16 protein-coding genes and 2 pseudogenes are annotated in these 13,680 nt (G+C 70.4%); 13 read left to right on the top strand and 5 right to left on the bottom strand.

Going from position 1 to position 13,680, the window contains the following annotated elements; all coding sequences use genetic code 11:
* The first annotated feature begins 156 nt into the window (after window positions 1-156).
* From ACYQ8L_RS09105 to ACYQ8L_RS09130, 6 genes are all read left to right on the top strand, one after another.
* Window positions 157-354: a type II toxin-antitoxin system HicA family toxin gene (locus ACYQ8L_RS09105; RefSeq protein WP_459941476.1), complete on the top strand. Its 198-nt coding sequence runs from the start codon at window positions 157-159 to the stop codon at window positions 352-354.
* Window positions 351-563 (top strand): type II toxin-antitoxin system HicB family antitoxin, encoded by a 213-nt coding sequence (locus ACYQ8L_RS09110; protein ID WP_459941477.1) that lies wholly within the window; start codon window positions 351-353, stop codon window positions 561-563. Before ACYQ8L_RS09105 ends, ACYQ8L_RS09110 begins: the two co-directional genes overlap by 4 nt.
* A 255-nt stretch (window positions 564-818) precedes the next feature.
* Window positions 819-1,043 (top strand): DUF2283 domain-containing protein, encoded by a 225-nt coding sequence (locus ACYQ8L_RS09115; RefSeq protein WP_459941478.1) that lies wholly within the window; start codon window positions 819-821, stop codon window positions 1,041-1,043.
* 345 nt (window positions 1,044-1,388) lie between these two features.
* Window positions 1,389-2,711: an RCC1 domain-containing protein gene (locus ACYQ8L_RS09120; RefSeq protein ID WP_459941479.1), complete on the top strand. Its 1,323-nt coding sequence runs from the start codon at window positions 1,389-1,391 to the stop codon at window positions 2,709-2,711.
* The gene (locus ACYQ8L_RS09125) at window positions 2,708-3,982 is read left to right on the top strand and encodes a tetratricopeptide repeat protein (protein ID WP_459941480.1); all 1,275 of its coding nucleotides are present in this window, start codon (window positions 2,708-2,710) and stop codon (window positions 3,980-3,982) included. The genes ACYQ8L_RS09120 and ACYQ8L_RS09125 overlap by 4 nt, the downstream gene beginning before the upstream one ends.
* 21 nt (window positions 3,983-4,003) lie before the next feature.
* Window positions 4,004-6,196 (top strand): spermidine synthase, encoded by a 2,193-nt coding sequence (locus ACYQ8L_RS09130; protein ID WP_459941481.1) that lies wholly within the window; start codon window positions 4,004-4,006, stop codon window positions 6,194-6,196.
* Window positions 6,197-6,211: 15 nt separating this feature from the next.
* On the opposite strand, the gene ACYQ8L_RS09135 is transcribed toward ACYQ8L_RS09130, so the two are convergent.
* The 5 genes and pseudogenes from ACYQ8L_RS09135 to ACYQ8L_RS09155 form a co-directional block, all read right to left on the bottom strand.
* Window positions 6,212-7,183 carry an LVIVD repeat-containing protein gene (locus ACYQ8L_RS09135; RefSeq protein WP_459941523.1) on the bottom strand — a complete coding sequence of 324 codons (972 nt, stop codon included), beginning with the start codon at window positions 7,181-7,183 and terminating at the stop codon, window positions 6,212-6,214.
* Window positions 7,184-7,543 (bottom strand): annotated as a pseudogene (locus ACYQ8L_RS09140) (carboxypeptidase-like regulatory domain-containing protein); the annotation flags it as partial. It abuts the gene before it with no gap.
* Between the two features lie 32 nt (window positions 7,544-7,575).
* A complete protein-coding gene (locus ACYQ8L_RS09145; protein ID WP_459941482.1) occupies window positions 7,576-8,916 on the bottom strand; it encodes a right-handed parallel beta-helix repeat-containing protein in 1,341 nt (446 codons plus the stop codon).
* Window positions 8,917-9,046: 130 nt separating this feature from the next.
* Window positions 9,047-9,286 carry a nucleotidyltransferase domain-containing protein gene (locus ACYQ8L_RS09150; protein ID WP_459941525.1) on the bottom strand — a complete coding sequence of 80 codons (240 nt, stop codon included), beginning with the start codon at window positions 9,284-9,286 and terminating at the stop codon, window positions 9,047-9,049.
* Between the two features lie 76 nt (window positions 9,287-9,362).
* Window positions 9,363-9,482 (bottom strand): annotated as a pseudogene (locus ACYQ8L_RS09155) (hypothetical protein); the annotation flags it as partial.
* Window positions 9,483-9,584: 102 nt separating this feature from the next.
* Between ACYQ8L_RS09155 and ACYQ8L_RS09160 the strand changes: the two are divergent.
* The 7 genes from ACYQ8L_RS09160 (at window position 9,585) to ACYQ8L_RS09190 (ending at window position 13,665) form a co-directional block, all read left to right on the top strand.
* A complete protein-coding gene (locus ACYQ8L_RS09160) occupies window positions 9,585-9,791 on the top strand; it encodes a hypothetical protein (protein WP_459941483.1) in 207 nt (68 codons plus the stop codon).
* Window positions 9,788-10,042 carry a type II toxin-antitoxin system RelE family toxin gene (locus ACYQ8L_RS09165; RefSeq protein ID WP_459941484.1) on the top strand — a complete coding sequence of 85 codons (255 nt, stop codon included), beginning with the start codon at window positions 9,788-9,790 and terminating at the stop codon, window positions 10,040-10,042. Before ACYQ8L_RS09160 ends, ACYQ8L_RS09165 begins: the two co-directional genes overlap by 4 nt.
* A gap of 9 nt (window positions 10,043-10,051) precedes the next feature.
* Window positions 10,052-10,441: a HEPN domain-containing protein gene (locus tag ACYQ8L_RS09170; RefSeq protein WP_459941485.1), complete on the top strand. Its 390-nt coding sequence runs from the start codon at window positions 10,052-10,054 to the stop codon at window positions 10,439-10,441.
* Window positions 10,419-10,772 carry a nucleotidyltransferase domain-containing protein gene (locus ACYQ8L_RS09175; protein ID WP_459941486.1) on the top strand — a complete coding sequence of 118 codons (354 nt, stop codon included), beginning with the start codon at window positions 10,419-10,421 and terminating at the stop codon, window positions 10,770-10,772. The genes ACYQ8L_RS09170 and ACYQ8L_RS09175 overlap by 23 nt, the downstream gene beginning before the upstream one ends.
* A gap of 23 nt (window positions 10,773-10,795) precedes the next feature.
* On the top strand, window positions 10,796-11,761 hold the full coding sequence (locus tag ACYQ8L_RS09180) for an ethylbenzene dehydrogenase-related protein (RefSeq protein ID WP_459941487.1): 966 nt from the start codon (window positions 10,796-10,798) through the stop codon (window positions 11,759-11,761).
* A 54-nt stretch (window positions 11,762-11,815) separates the two neighbouring features.
* Window positions 11,816-12,511 carry a carboxypeptidase regulatory-like domain-containing protein gene (locus ACYQ8L_RS09185; RefSeq protein WP_459941488.1) on the top strand — a complete coding sequence of 232 codons (696 nt, stop codon included), beginning with the start codon at window positions 11,816-11,818 and terminating at the stop codon, window positions 12,509-12,511.
* Between the two features lie 317 nt (window positions 12,512-12,828).
* On the top strand, window positions 12,829-13,665 hold the full coding sequence (locus tag ACYQ8L_RS09190; RefSeq protein WP_459941489.1) for a HEAT repeat domain-containing protein: 837 nt from the start codon (window positions 12,829-12,831) through the stop codon (window positions 13,663-13,665).
* The last annotated feature ends 15 nt before the right edge of the window (window positions 13,666-13,680 follow it).

Raw genomic sequence — 13,680 nt, forward strand, 5'->3', positions numbered from 1 at the left:
ACGGCGATACCCTCGGGTACATTGAGATCGACCCGGACGTCTGGGCGGACGAGTACGCGGGAACGTTGGGACGGTAGGACGCTGGAAGGCGGGACGGAAGTGGGAAGCTGAGGTAATCTGGTTTCGAGGTGTGAGGAGAGAGGTTGGGGGCGGCAATTGAAAATTCGCGACCTGATTCGGTTGCTGCAGGACGATGGTTGGTACGTGGCACGGACGAGGGGGAGTCATCGGCAGTTCAAGCACCCCCAAAAGAAGGGGTTGGTGACGGTGTCTGGACATCCGGGGGATGATGTGGCTCCCGGAACGTTGGCGAGCGTGCTGCGGCAAGCCGGGTTGGGGAAGGAGAGTCGATGAGATACCTTGTGGTGATCGAGCGCACGACGACGGGGTACTCGGCGTTTTCGCCTGACGTGCCGGGCTGTGTCGCGACTGGGGCCACCAAGGAGGAGGTCGAAAAAGCCTTCCGGGAGGCGATCGAGTTCCACCTCGAAGGGCTTGCGGCCGAGGGGGAATCTCCACCAGAGTCCCGGAGCGAAGCGGTTATGGTGGAAGTTGCGGTTTGATCGCTACCCGCGCTGAGCCCTGCGGGCCCTTACAACGAAGGGGGGCGCATACCGGCAGGTTTCGAGATCCGTGTGGGAGCGCCTTTTGAGGCGCGATTCGGAGCGGAGGCCGGCCCGGATTTGGGGACTCGGAAGCCGCTCCTACAGGGTGGGACGAGCCGAGACGCTGGAATCAGAGGCGGTTTTGCGTTCCCGCGTCCTAGCCTCCCAGCCTCCTAGCAGAAGTTTGCAAAGATTTAAGCCGAGATTTTGACCATGAAAGTGGCCTACTACCCGGAAACCGACTCCCTGTACATCGAACTGTCGGCAGCCCCTGCCGCAGATTCCGTGGCGGTGGTGGAAGGGGTTGTGATCGATGTCGATGCGAAAGGACTGCCGGTGGGAATCGGCATCGACCCGGCAAGCGGAGTCGTGGACCTAGAGTCGATCGATCTGCGGTTGTGGCCGGGAGATAGGGAAAAGGTCGCGAGCGCCGGTTGACGGGATAGGTGGCGACCGGCTTCGCTCGCCGTGCGCCAGAGGAAGGCGAGGCGAGCTGCGCGAACGACCAACGACCCGCGACCAACGATTCACGATTTACGATTTACGGCCTTTAGCCCCCCAACCCAAAGGAGCGAGCCATGAAGAAGACGACCTACGTGAAGCCCAAGGTGGTGGGGACCTCCAGCGTGCATCCCTGCTAGCGTGGAGCGGGGTGGGTAGCAACAAAGGGGCCGGACGGACCGGCCCCTTTGTTGTCGGTGGCCGGGGAGTTGCCGTTTCTTGGGTTTGCGGTACCCTGCGCGTGGAGGCGAGAAAGGGGATGGAGGAGGAGAGGGGACGAGGATGAAGCGCCTGTCGAGTGTCAAAAGGGGCAGCGTTCTGGCCGTCGCGGGAGTCTTGACGGGGGCGGTGGGCGCATGGTCGGGGCCGGTGCCCCCGCAGAGACCGCTCGTGGCGGCTGGCGCGGGGCATTCGATGGTCTTGGACGTTGAGGGGCGCCTGTGGGCGTGGGGATGGAATGCACACGGACAGTTGGGTGTGGGAGACACCGCGGACCGACACGAGCCGGTGGAAGTGACCGCGACCGGGTGCGACAGGTGGGCCGCGGTGGCCGCGTACGGGCGTTTCACGGCTGGGATCTGCGCCGATGACGGGTCGCTGTGGACCTGGGGCTACGATTTCGATGGGCAGTTGGGAGACGGGGAACCTAGAGAGGACGTGGTGTTTCCGGCGCAGATTTCGGCGCTCGGTGACTGGGTGGGGGTAACGACAGGGTTAGATCACGGAATAGCCGTGGCTGGAAAGTCTCTGTGGTCGTGGGGGTGGAACAAGAACGGGCAAGCGGGCAGTCCTCCCGACGCCAATCAGGTGATCGAGACGCCCGAAAAGATGGCCGGGGTGCCGGAAGAGGGCTGGGTCTGGCTCGGGGCCGGTCGGGACCACTCGCTTGCCGTGGACACCGCCGGCCGGCTGTGGGGCTGGGGGCGCAAGGAGTACGGGCAACTGGGTGACGGCGTCGGCGGGGCCACTGAGCCCGACCGGGGTGACCCGAAGGAGATCCCTCACCCGGCCGGGAAGAAATGGGCTGTTGCAACGGGAGGCGCCGACCACACCTTGGCCATCGACGAGGACGGCGCTCTCTGGGCTTGGGGCAGGAACCACAAGGGTCAGTTGGGCGTGGGGGATACCGTGGACCGCGGGGAACCCGTGCGCGTGGGGACGGAAACGGGGTGGGTTGCCGTGGCCGCTGCGGGGGATTTCAGCGTGGCGATCCGCACAGGCGGGACCCTGTGGGCATGGGGTGAGAACCGATTCGGCCAGCTCGGGCTGGGCAATACCGAAAATCGCCTCACCCCGACGCGGGTAGGGTCGGAGACGGACTGGGCGGCCGTGGACGCCGGTCAGGAGGATATGCCGGTCGAGGTTCCTGGGGGGGACCCACTGGAACCCGGAGGGCACGTGATCGCTCTGAAGTCGGACGGGCGGGTGTTTGCTTGGGGGCGGAATACCCGCGGGCAGGTGGGGGACGGAAGCACGGAGGATCGCTGGACCCCGGTCGAGGTGTTCCGGGTGGCGGTGTCGGCGCCGACTGGCGGGGGAGGCGGCGGGGGAGGGGGAGGCGGGGGGTGTTTTCTCCAGGCGGTGGCCTGGGGAGCGGGTAGGTGACCCGTCAGACGATGTGGCGCGGATTCCGGCGGGCGTCGCAGGCGGCGCTCGCCGTTTTCGCGTTCATGATCGGGGCGAACGCAGCCGCGGCACCCGCGGTGTTCGAGGAGGCGTCGGAGGCCGTCGCCTGGTGGACGGGCGAGCCGGGCCGGGCGCTTGTGCTTCTCAGCCGGGATCCGTACTTGGTGCCGCTCCCCCCGCCTGTCCGGGCGAAGGCGCTCGGCGCCCTTGGTCCGAGCGTGTCCGACATCGGGCGTGGTGCACGATGGGAGTCGGCCGATCCCCTCTTCCTGCCCGAGAACGCCGTCCGGTTGGCGCTGGCGACGGGCCGGATCGGTGCCCTCGTGTGGGTGGTGCCGGTGCCGGCGCGCCTATTGGCGGATGCCCGTGTGGAAATCGTCCTCGATCAGATGCGCGACCGCGGACTCATTTCGGAGGGGGAGAGAGCGACGTTTCAGGTGGTCCAGGGCTGGGGCCGCGGCTATGTGGAAGGGGTGCCCACGGTCATCGGGTTTCGGCTGGAGGAGGTTGGCGACGCGTTGGGGGGGCGGCCCTACGGGATGCACGTCGATCTCAGCTATCTCAGCGCCTTGTACCTCGACGAGGTCCGAACGCCCGTGTTCGGGTTGCTCCAGGACGTGGCGCGGCAGATCGTGTCTTTGGCCGAAGGGGCCGACGGCGTCACCTTCTCTTTCTCCAACGGCCCACTCGGTGTGCCCTTGGACTTCCGGTTCGCGGGCCGGAGGCTCCTGGACGTGATGCAAGCCCCAAGCGTGTTGGAGCAACCGCTCCCTACCTCTTGGCGGGAGAGGGCGCGGGCGCTGTTTCTCTCCTCGATGCTCGAGGTTGAGGGGGCGCTCACCGTGTGCCGGGAGTTGACGGAAACCGATCCGGGTGACCCCGACGCCTGGTACGCCCGGTTCCGGGCGGAGGCCGCGGTGGGGCGGACCGAGGGGGCCCTCCTGGCGCTGGAGCGGGCGGCAGGACTCGATGCCGCCTATGGCCTCGAATATGCCGTGCAGGCGGGCGGGGCGCTGGACGCAGGGGACCTGGTCGGGGCGCTTCGGATGCTGGATCTCGCCCTGCGGTACCGCCCATGGGACGACCTGGCCCGGCTCGCCCGGGCGGAGGTCTTGGTACGCCTGGGCCACGAGCGGGCGGCCGGGGCGGTGGAGGAGGTGCGGCGGCTAGCGTGGTCACCGGTGTTCCATCCGGACGCGGCGGCCCGGGTCGCGGCCCTGGCCGAAGGGTTGGGGATCTCCTCCCCGTAGTCGGAGATGTCGGGCGATGTCATGACGGCGGTTCGCGTGCTGTGCGCCGCCTCCGGATTCGCGGCGCTCGGGATCGAGGTGCTCTGGTTCCGGGCTCTGGAACTCGTGCTCGGGGCCTCTCCGCCGGCTCTCGCCGCGGTCGTGTCCGGATACATGGGCGGCATGGCCCTCGGGACCTGGGCGGTGGGCTGGGCCCTCGAGCGAAGACGCTGGGGGCCGGGACCGGCGCTGGTGGCCGCCCACGCCGGGATCGCGGCTTCGGCCGTTCCGCTGGCGCTCGCGAGTTGGGCACACCCCGCGGCCCAGGTTGCGCTGCGCTGGGGGGGAGGCGCCGGTGGGGCTCTTGCCGCAGCTCTGGCCGCGGTGCCGGCGGCCGCCGTGTTGCCGGCCCTGGCCGCGGGGACCGGTACCCGGACGGGGCGGCTGCCGTCGCTTTACGGCTGGCTGGTGGTGGGGGGAGCCGCGGGGCTTGTTGCCACGGGCTGCCTTGGCATCGAGGCGTTGGGCCTTCGGGGGAGCGCGGCCGGGTTGGCGCTGGTGGCGGCAGCGGCGGCCCTCGGGTTCGGCCGCGTCCGGAGGGGAGCGTTGCCCTGGGAGGGGGGCGCTGAGGACACGGCGGCGGCAGAAGCCCCACTGGGTTGGGGAGCGGCAGCGCTCGGGTTTGCGTTCGGGTTCCTGACCCTGGGCTTGGAGGTGCTCACCGCCCGGCTGCTGACGCCGGTGGTGGGGGTGGGCGTGTACGGTGCGGTTCTGTCCCTGGCGCCGTTCCTCCTCGGGCTGGGTGCGGGGGGCTGGGTCGCGGCGCGCTTTCGGCCCGAACGGGGTCCGTGGTGCGCTCTGGCCGCCACGGCGGGGTTCTCAGCGCTGGCGTGGGCGTTGGCTCGCCTTCCGGAGGCCACGTTGCGGCTTGCCCTGCATCTGCCTCCAAGCGGGGTGTGGTGGGGGGACCTCACGGCGGCCCAGGTGGTGTGCGTCCTGGTCGTCGTGCTGCCCGGAACGCTTTGGGCGGGCACCTTGCTTCCACTGTTGTGGCGAAGCGCGCGGAGGTCCACGGGAGCCTTCGGAACGGTGGTCGCGGCGAACACCGCGGGGGCGGTGCTGGGGCCCCTTGCGGCGAACGCTTCGCTGGTGCCGCGGTGCGGCGTGTTCGGAAGTTACAAGCTCCTGGCCGCGGGGTACGCAGTGGTGGCCGGAGCCTGGTGGGCCTGCCGATCCGGTCCCCGCCGGGCCGGGGCATTCACGTTGACGGCCGCGGCCGCGATAGCGCTCCTTTCGGCCGCCCCCGCGCCGCCCCCCATGGTCTGGCACGCGGGGGTGTACTGGGCCGCCCCGCGGTACGCGCGCATGCTGGAACGGGTGGATGGAAAACCCGGGCCGCTGGATCCGGCGGCCCTGCCCGCGGTGCTCCAGGTCATCGAGGGACCCGTGGCGAGTGTGGTGGTGGCCGAAAGCCGCGGGCAGCGGTTCCTGGTGGTGGATGGAAAACCTGCGTCGAACACCCTGATGGACCAACCCACCCAGGTGTTTCTGGCCCGGTTGCCCCTGCTCGTGAGGCCGGCTGCCAAGCGGGTGCTGGTGATCGGGTGGGGAAGCGGCCAGACCGTGGCCGAGGTGCTCCGGTTTCCCGTGGAGCGGGTGACCTGTGTGGAGATCTCGCTCGAGGTGGTTGCGGCGGCGCCGTGGTTTCGGGCGGTGAACGCGGGGGTCCGGGAAGACCCGCGGTTCACGCTCGTGGTGGACGACGCCCGGCACTATCTCGCCACGACGCCGGAGCGGTTCGACGTAATCATCTCCCAACCGTCGAACCCCTGGGTGGGGGCCTCCTGGTCCCTTTTCACCCGGGAGTTCCTGGCCATCTGCCGGGAGCGCCTCACGCCGGGCGGGACCCTGGTCCAGTGGTTTCAGGCCTACGGCACCTCGGCGGAAGACTGGGCGCTGTTCGAGGCCACCTTCGCGTCGGTGTTCCCGTCGTGGACCCTGTGGGCGCCACGCCCGGGGGACGCCGTGTTCCTAACCCCCCCTGCGGAGCCGGACGCCCTCCCTGCGGAGGCGGGGGGCGAGCGGGGCGCGTACGTGGGGTGGTTCGAGCGGGGGGAAGCGGTGCCGCCGGGCGAGGTGAACACCGACGACCGCCCGGTCCTGGCGTTTCGGACGGCCAGGCATCTCTTTACCCATGCGGTGAGGGTCGGCCCGGGAGCAAAAAGCCTCCGGTGAAACGCCTCGACGGACTCAGCGCCGCCGGACGACCCGCATCCCGTCGGTACGGGCGGCGACGAACGCGTAGTCACCCTCCACGTACACGTTCATGGCGAACGGCACCGTGTCGTCGGTCTGCCAGGCGAACCGGGGCCGGTGGGGGTCGGCGTAGTCCACCACGATGAGGCCGTCTCGCACGGCCCCCAGGTACACCCGCCCGGCCTCTGCGGTCAGCCCCTCCAGTTGGAGCACGCCCACCCTCAGCGTGGCTCCCTGGCCCAGGAGTTCGGTCGAGTCGACAATCCCGACGAGCCGGGGACTGAGGGGATCCCGGACGTCGTAGTGGTACACCCGGTTCGCAGCGACGTATGCGTAGGTGCCGTCGAGGACGCAGTCCACGCCCTCGTCTTCCTCGTCCGATCGCCACACGACCTGCGGGTTGGCTGGGTCGGCGACGTCGATCACGGTGAACACCGGGCCGCCGCGGGTGGCGACGAACGCGTACCCGTTGCGCACCTCGACACCTTCGCCCTTTATGGGAAGGCTGGCAAGGAGGGCGGGAGCGGCTGGGTCGTCGACGCGGTAGGTTTGGAAGCTACGGCTCCCCACGGTGTAGACGACCTGGCCGGAAAGGTCCAAGCCGTACACCTGATTATCCGTGACCGCCTCGCCGAGTTTCCGCGGATGGGCCGGATCCTCCAGGGCATAGACGGCCACCCCGCCGCCCTCCGCATCGTTCCAGCCGCAGTACCAGAGCGGCCAGTCCAAGGCCCCCGCCTCGCAGCTGCGATCCCCGAACACGCCGCCCACGAACCGGGGGGCGGTGGGGTCGGCGACATCGACCACCTCGAATCCGTTCGCCGTGTCGCACAGGATCGCGTAGCCCTTCCCCGCCACGATATCCTGGATGCTAACCCCGGTGAGGCTGGGGCTTGCCGCGCGGATCTCCTCGGCGGTTACTTCCCCGACGGTGCGGCCCACATCCGGAACTCGGGTGAGTACCATACTCACCGTTTCCGTTTCCCCGTCCTCGAGTTGGACAATTTTCTTAGCCGCGTAAAGGTCGGCAAGGTAACTTGCGGTCAGGAGGAGGTTCCCCGGCGGGACTTCGCTGAACACGAAAGCGCCCGTTTGGTCGGTAATGGTTTCGTTCCCCGCCGACAAAGCGACTCTCGCCCCCGCCACGGGGGCCCCCTCGAGCATGACGGTCCCCTCAACCCGAGAGACGGAAGCAGTATCGGTCCCGTTTCCGCAGCCTCCCAGACTACAGGCCAGCGCTGTGACCACGCTCACGGTGAGCCGCGTGCGCAACAACCTGTCGAGGCGCATGGTATCTACCTCCCCGGGTGTGGTTGCCGGATTCATTACGCATACCCCAAGGCAGCGAAATGGCAAGTCTATCGAGTTCTCCGAGATTGCTCAGGGGGGGCTCTTCGGCCGCCTGGACCGGATAGGGGGTCGCTCTCTTGGTGCGGAACCCACGCCGGCGGCCCCGCGGGGATGCCTCGCCCGAGGGGCGGGTCGAACCGGACCACGTCGAGCCGGAAGGTCTCGTCCCCCGTGCCCCAGTCGGGGTAGGTGACCTCGGGCTGGTCGCGGCCGTCCCAGATGCGGGTGAGGTTGGCCTCGGGGCCGGCGGCCATCTCGGCCAGGGTGTCGGCGTCCCAGGCGTTTTGGGAGACGTCCACGGTGCCGGCGGCCTCCGGCAGTTTTCCGGCGCCCTGCATCATGGGGTTTCGGGTGTTTCGGCCCTGGGCGTTCTGCAGGGTGTAGCCCGCCGAGCCCTGGCGCCGTTCCCAGTCGGCCGACATGAACCGGCCGAGCCTTACGTGCCACTCGTTTTCCTCGAACCGGTTCCGCCGGACCCCGGGGTAGGACGAGAAGTCGAGGAACAGGGCGACCCCGTTCTTCCAGAACCGGTTCCCGAAGATTTTGGCCCCGCTCTTGTGGTCGAGGCGCACGGCCTTGCCGTTTTCCTCGAAGGCGTTGAACCGGAGGAGCGGGCCGCAGAACTCCTTGGCGTCGAGGGCGTTCTCGTTTTTGCGGAACACGCTCGCCTCCACGAGCGGATGGCTCGTGGAGCGCGCCACGAGCCCGATCTTGTTCCCCTCGAATCGGCAGAACGAGATCCGGGGGCTCCGGCGCGACTGGCGAAGGAACACGGCCGCGCCGGTGTGCCCCTCGAAGGTGCAGTTCTCGAGCGCCGTGTCGGCCCCGTTCGTCTGGCCGTAGCCGGTTTCGTTCGCCTCGAACCGGTTGCCCCGCACCGTGAGCCGCACCGAGTTCCCGGCGCCCACCCCGACCTTGTTCTTCCGGAACACGGCGTCGTCCACCGTGACGAGCGCGCCGTTGTCCGCCGCGAGGCCGAGGTCGTTCTCCACGAACGCGACGTCCCGGAGGACGCCCCGGGTGCGCATCTGGAGCCGCAGGGCCGTGGCGTTTCGGCGGAACGCCGAGTCCGTGATGACGACCGTCCCGGCCGTGGCCCCGACCACGGTGCCGCACCCTTCGGCCTCCGCCCGGTGGAGCCGCAGAACGGCCTCGGGCGCGTTCATCTGAAAGACGGCTGCCGGGGCCTCCCGGGTGCCCCGGATCCGCACCGGCGCTTCCCCGGACCCCAGGAGATAGACCTTTCCCTGCACGAGCACGGTGCCCTCCGGGCCGGCCGCGATCTGGGTGCCGGATTCGACCACGAGGGTCTGCCCGGCCTCCACGGTCATCGGCCGATCGAGCGCCACGCGCCCGCTCCAGCGGATTTGGGTTTCTTCGGCCCGGACGCAGACGGCAAGGGCCAGGAGGCATGCGGCGCCGATGAGCCGCAGTGGGCCTCCCAGCCTCCCAGCCTTCCAGCCTTCCAGCCCGAAGCGGTCAACCATTGGGTAGGGCCTCCTTGGCCTTGCGGGCGCGCACCTCGCGGTAGATGCGGCGGCGGTGCTCGCCGTCGAGCCAGAGCTTTCGGCTGCGTACGACCCAGGCGATGCGGGCGTTACGGTCGCGCTCCCAAAGAAGCCGGCCCTTCCTCCGCACCTCGCGCTGGAGCACCGGGTCGGCCCGGTTCAGGTACACCACGTCCACGCGGGTGCCGAGGCGGTCCTCGAGTTCCCCCATGACCCGGGATGTGGTCGTAGTTCTCGAGGTAGTCGAACCCCTCGCGCATGAGGAGCGCCACGTCCACGTCGCTTCCCGGCTTCTCCCGTCCGGTGGCCCGGGAGCCGAAGAGATAGGCCGCCACCACGTCGGGGTCGTCGCCCACCACCTCGACGACGGCGCGGCGGATAGCTTCGATGTCGGGTGAGGCGCTCACGTCGGGAACCCCCTGGCCGTGGCCGTGGTGTCGGTTATGCTGGATAGGCAGTATAATACCGCTGCCCGGCAGAGGACCAAGTGAGGGGGCGGGAGGTGCGGCATGGGTGTAAAACAGGCGCGGTACGTGACGGACGAGCAAGGGAATCCGGTCGCCGTGATCGTTTCGCTGGGCGAATACCGCCGGATGCTGGAGGCGCTAGAGGAGTTGGAAAGCATCCGCGCCTACGACGCGGCGAAAGCGTCGGAGGACGAGTCCGTGGATTTCGAGGAGGCCGTGCGGGAGATCGAGGAGAGGCGGGGGCGGTGAGATACAGGCTCCGGATCCTTCGTCGAGCCCAGAAGGAACTCGCCGGATTGCCATCGAAGACCTACGAGGCGGTGAGGGACGCCATCCGGGCGTTGGCCGAAAACCCGCGACCCACCCAGGCTCGAAAGCTCGTGGGCCGGGACGGCTGGAGGGTGCGAATCGGGTCCTATCGCGTAATCTATGAGATCGATGATGAGCAGGGTGTCGTCGTGGTGCTTCACGTGGGGCACCGCCGGGATGTGTATCGCTGAGGGAGGAGCATGCCGAACCGCGCCGAGGATTGGCTGACCCAGGCGGAACTGGACCTCGGGATGGCCGAGCAGGCGGCCCGCCTGGGCCGGCACGAATGGGCCTGCTTCGTGGCCCAGCAGGCCGCCGAGAAGGGCGTGAAGGCCCTGCACCTCTGGTGTGGCCAGGACGCCTGGGGCCACGTGGTGGCGCGCCTGCTCAAGGAGCTTCCGCTCGAGGTGCCGGACGACCTGGTTCAAAAGGCCAAGGTGTTGGACGGCTACTACATCCCCACCCGGTGCCCCAACGGCCATCCGGCCGGGGCGCCGGCCGAGCACTACGGCCCGCTCCACAGCGGGCCCGCGGTGGACTATGCCCGTGAGATCGTTGCGTTCGCCCGTGCTCAGATGGCCCGGGCCTGACGAGGTTCTCGAAGCGCTCGGCCGGTGGGTTCGGGACGAGGCCGCCCGGCACCCGGAACTCCGCCGGTTCGGGTACTTCGGCTCCTACGCCCGGGGCGACTGGGGTCCGGGGAGCGATCTCGACCTCGTGGCCGTGGTGGCCCGGAGCGACGAACCCTTCGAACGGCGGGGGCTTTCGTGGCGCACCGAGGAGTTGCCGGTCCCCGCCGAGTTGCTGGTGTACACCGAGGCCGAATGGGACGAACTGGGGGCCCGGGCCGACCGGTTCGCCGAGACCCTGGCGCGCGAGGTGCGGTGGCTGTGGCCCCCCCCGGCCGGGCGTAACCCCTGAGGGGCTTTCGGGTACCCCCTTCCGTGCGGTTCCGATCCTTCCTCGCCCTCCTGGCCGCGGCCGCCCTGGCGGCGGGTTGCGGCACCCCCGGCGACCGGGTGCTCGCCCTTCCCCTGGACCATCCCCCCACCGAGGGGGACTGGGCCGGGGCGGTTGCGCTCCGGGTCCGGGCGGTGGGGGGCCGCACCACCCGGGCCGCCGGGGCGGCGGTGGACGCCGACACGGTCCACAAGGCAACGGCCTCGTGCCACCACGGCACGAAAACCCCGCCGGTGGACCTGGAGGTGCGGGCGTTCTATACGCAACGCGACGTGTTCGTGCGGCTCGTCTGGTCGGATCCCACCCCCCACCGGGGGCCCGGGTGGCGCTGGGACGGCCGGGGTTGGCGCCGGGAGGGGCCGGGGCAGGACGGGGCGGCGCTCCTGTGGGGGGCGGCGGCCGAGGGGTTCACCTGCGTGCGGGCCTGCCATCTCGAGGATTTCCGGATGGCCGGGCCCCGGGCGTTCGCCGACTACCGCATGGCCACCCCGGCCGCCTGGGGCCGGCTCGACCTGTGGGAGTGGAAGGCCGGCTGGGGCCGGCCCGGGGGAGAGGCCGACGACCTTTCCCTGGGGCCGGGCGGCCGGGAGCCCGATGCGCCGGGCGACCGGTTCGTGGAGAACCGGGTGCCGGAGGGGGACGGCCCGGCGGAGGCCCCGGACCCCGAACCCGGGGCCCGGGCCCCGGCGTTCCTCGACCGGGCCGACGCCCCGGGCCGCATGGAGGTGAAGGCCGAGGGGCGGTGGCGAAGGGGCCGGTGGACCGTGACCTTCCGCCGGGCCCTCCGGGGGATTGACCCGGAGGACGTCCGTCTGGTCCCGGGCGGGGTGTACCCGGTGGGGATCGCCCTCCTGGACGGGGTGAACGAGGACCACAACGCGGTGCCCGACCCGGTGTTCCTGTGGCTCGTGCCGCGGGACCGGGTGGTGGGCGACAGGCCGGCGCGGTAGCACGTCGGAAGTGAGCGAGAGATGCGTAGGTCGGGTTTTCTGTGGTTGGCTTTGATGGTTCTGGCCGCGTGTTCGGGGTCCGGGAGCGATCCGGGTGCCCTGACCCGCCTGACCGGCAAGGTGTACGAGCCAGCGGCCGGGGTGATCGTGGACGTGTACAAGCCCGGCATGGACCTGCGGGGACCGCCGTACCTCCAGTTCGGGCCACTCGCGGACGGGGCGTTCGAGACCGAACTGCCGCCCGGGGAGTACCTGGTGGTGGCCCGGCGCCGGGCCGACGGGGCGAAAACGGGGCCGGTGCGGGCCGGGGATCTCAAGTCGGACCCCGTCCGGATCACCGTGGAACCGGGAAAACCCCTGGACCTTCCGATCCTCGCCTACGTGAAGGAGGGCAACACCAAGCAGCCCCTGGGCGAGGCGGCGGGCTGGGCCACGGCGATCCGGGGCCGGGTGGTGGACGCCGAGGGCCATCCCGTGGAAGGGGTGCGGGTCCACGTGTACGACCACATCCAGATGTCGGAGCGGCCTAAGTTCGTGTCGGCCAAGACCGGCCCCGACGGCCGCTACGAGGTGAAGCTGCCGGAGGGCGGCACCTACTACATCTGCGCCCGGGACAAGTACGGGGGGCCGCCCGAGGTGGGCGAACTCTACGGCCGCTACGACCGGGGCACCGTGGATCCCTCGGCCGTGATCGTGCCCGAGGGGCAGGTGGTGACCGGCGTGGACATCACGGTGCACAAGGTATGGTAGGACTGGCGAGGCGGCTGGGCGGCTGGGCGGCCGGGCGACCGAGGGGCGCGGTGGGGGGCGGCGTCCTCACCCGTCACCCGTCACCCGTCACGCGTCACGGGGGTAAAGCTGGGCGGCTAGGCGGCTGGGCGGCCGGGCGGCCGGGGGGCGCGCTGCCGGGGGGTGTCCTCACCCGTCACCCGTCACCCGTCACGCGTCACGGCGGTAAAGCTGAGCGGCTAGGCGGTCGGGCGGCGGGGTGGAGGACCTGCGGCCTGCGACTCGCCGCGCCCCTTTTCCTTCTGCTCGTCTCCTGTGGGGTGCCGCGGACGGTGCCGGTGGAGGAACTCGCCCGGGCGGCGGCGGCCGGGGATTCCAAGGCCGTGGCCGAACTGGTGGGCCGGATGGGCCGGCCCTGGGACGAGGAAACGCGCTCCGCCGCCTACAAGGCGGTGCTCTCCCTCCCGCCCGAGGCCGTGGAACCGGAGATCCAACGGGCGTGCCGGGCAGACGATCCCGTGCTCCGGGAACACGCCCTGGCCGTGGCCGGGAACCGGAAATGGCCCTGGGCGCTCGATGCGGCGCGGGAGGCCCTGGCCGACGAGGGTTTCCCCCGCCGGTACGTGGGGGCCTGGGTGCTGGGGGAGTTGGGCCGGGCCGAGGCCGCCCCCGACCTGGTGGCGGCCCTCGCCGCGGGCGGGGAGACCGCCAGGGAGGCCACCCGGGCCCTGGTGAAGCTGGGGGAGGCCGGGGTGCCGGCGATCTTGGAGGCCGCGCCGTCCCTTTCCCCCGCGTCGCGCGTGCAGGCCGTGCTCGCCCTGGGAGACATCCGGGATCGGCGGGCCAAACCTTTCCTCGTGGCGGCGCTACGCGACCCGCAGACCCGGGCCCCGGCAGCCTGGGCTCTCGGGATGCTGGGGGACCCGGAGGCGGCCGGCAACCTCGCACCCCTCCTCGACGACCCGGACTGGCGCGTGCGGCTCGAGGCGGCCCGGGCCTTAGGGGTGCTCGAGGCGCGGGACGCCGAGGCCGGTCTGGAACACTTGCGAACCGGCGACCCGGTCCCCGCCGTGCGGGAATGGGCGGCCCGGAGCCTGGCCCTGGTGCGCAAAACCCCCCAGACCTTCCGCGACGCCAAGGGGGAGGAGCGGTTGCCCGACAGCGTGTATCGGTGAGGCGGCGGGGCCGCT

It is taken from the genome of Deferrisoma palaeochoriense, assembly GCF_054656955.1.

Coding starts and splice junctions, on each gene's coding strand:
- ACYQ8L_RS09110 (WP_459941477.1), top strand. CDS start 351: ATGAGATACCTTGTGGTGATCGAGCGCACGACGACGGGGTACTCGGCG.
- ACYQ8L_RS09115 (WP_459941478.1), top strand. CDS start 819: ATGAAAGTGGCCTACTACCCGGAAACCGACTCCCTGTACATCGAACTG.
- ACYQ8L_RS09120 (WP_459941479.1), top strand. CDS start 1,389: ATGAAGCGCCTGTCGAGTGTCAAAAGGGGCAGCGTTCTGGCCGTCGCG.
- ACYQ8L_RS09130 (WP_459941481.1), top strand. CDS start 4,004: ATGACGGCGGTTCGCGTGCTGTGCGCCGCCTCCGGATTCGCGGCGCTC.
- ACYQ8L_RS09135 (WP_459941523.1), bottom strand. CDS start 7,183: ATGGTACTCACCCGAGTTCCGGATGTGGGCCGCACCGTCGGGGAAGTA.
- ACYQ8L_RS09150 (WP_459941525.1), bottom strand. CDS start 9,286: ATGGGGGAACTCGAGGACCGCCTCGGCACCCGCGTGGACGTGGTGTAC.
- ACYQ8L_RS09160 (WP_459941483.1), top strand. CDS start 9,585: ATGGGTGTAAAACAGGCGCGGTACGTGACGGACGAGCAAGGGAATCCG.
- ACYQ8L_RS09170 (WP_459941485.1), top strand. CDS start 10,052: ATGCCGAACCGCGCCGAGGATTGGCTGACCCAGGCGGAACTGGACCTC.
- ACYQ8L_RS09185 (WP_459941488.1), top strand. CDS start 11,816: ATGGTTCTGGCCGCGTGTTCGGGGTCCGGGAGCGATCCGGGTGCCCTG.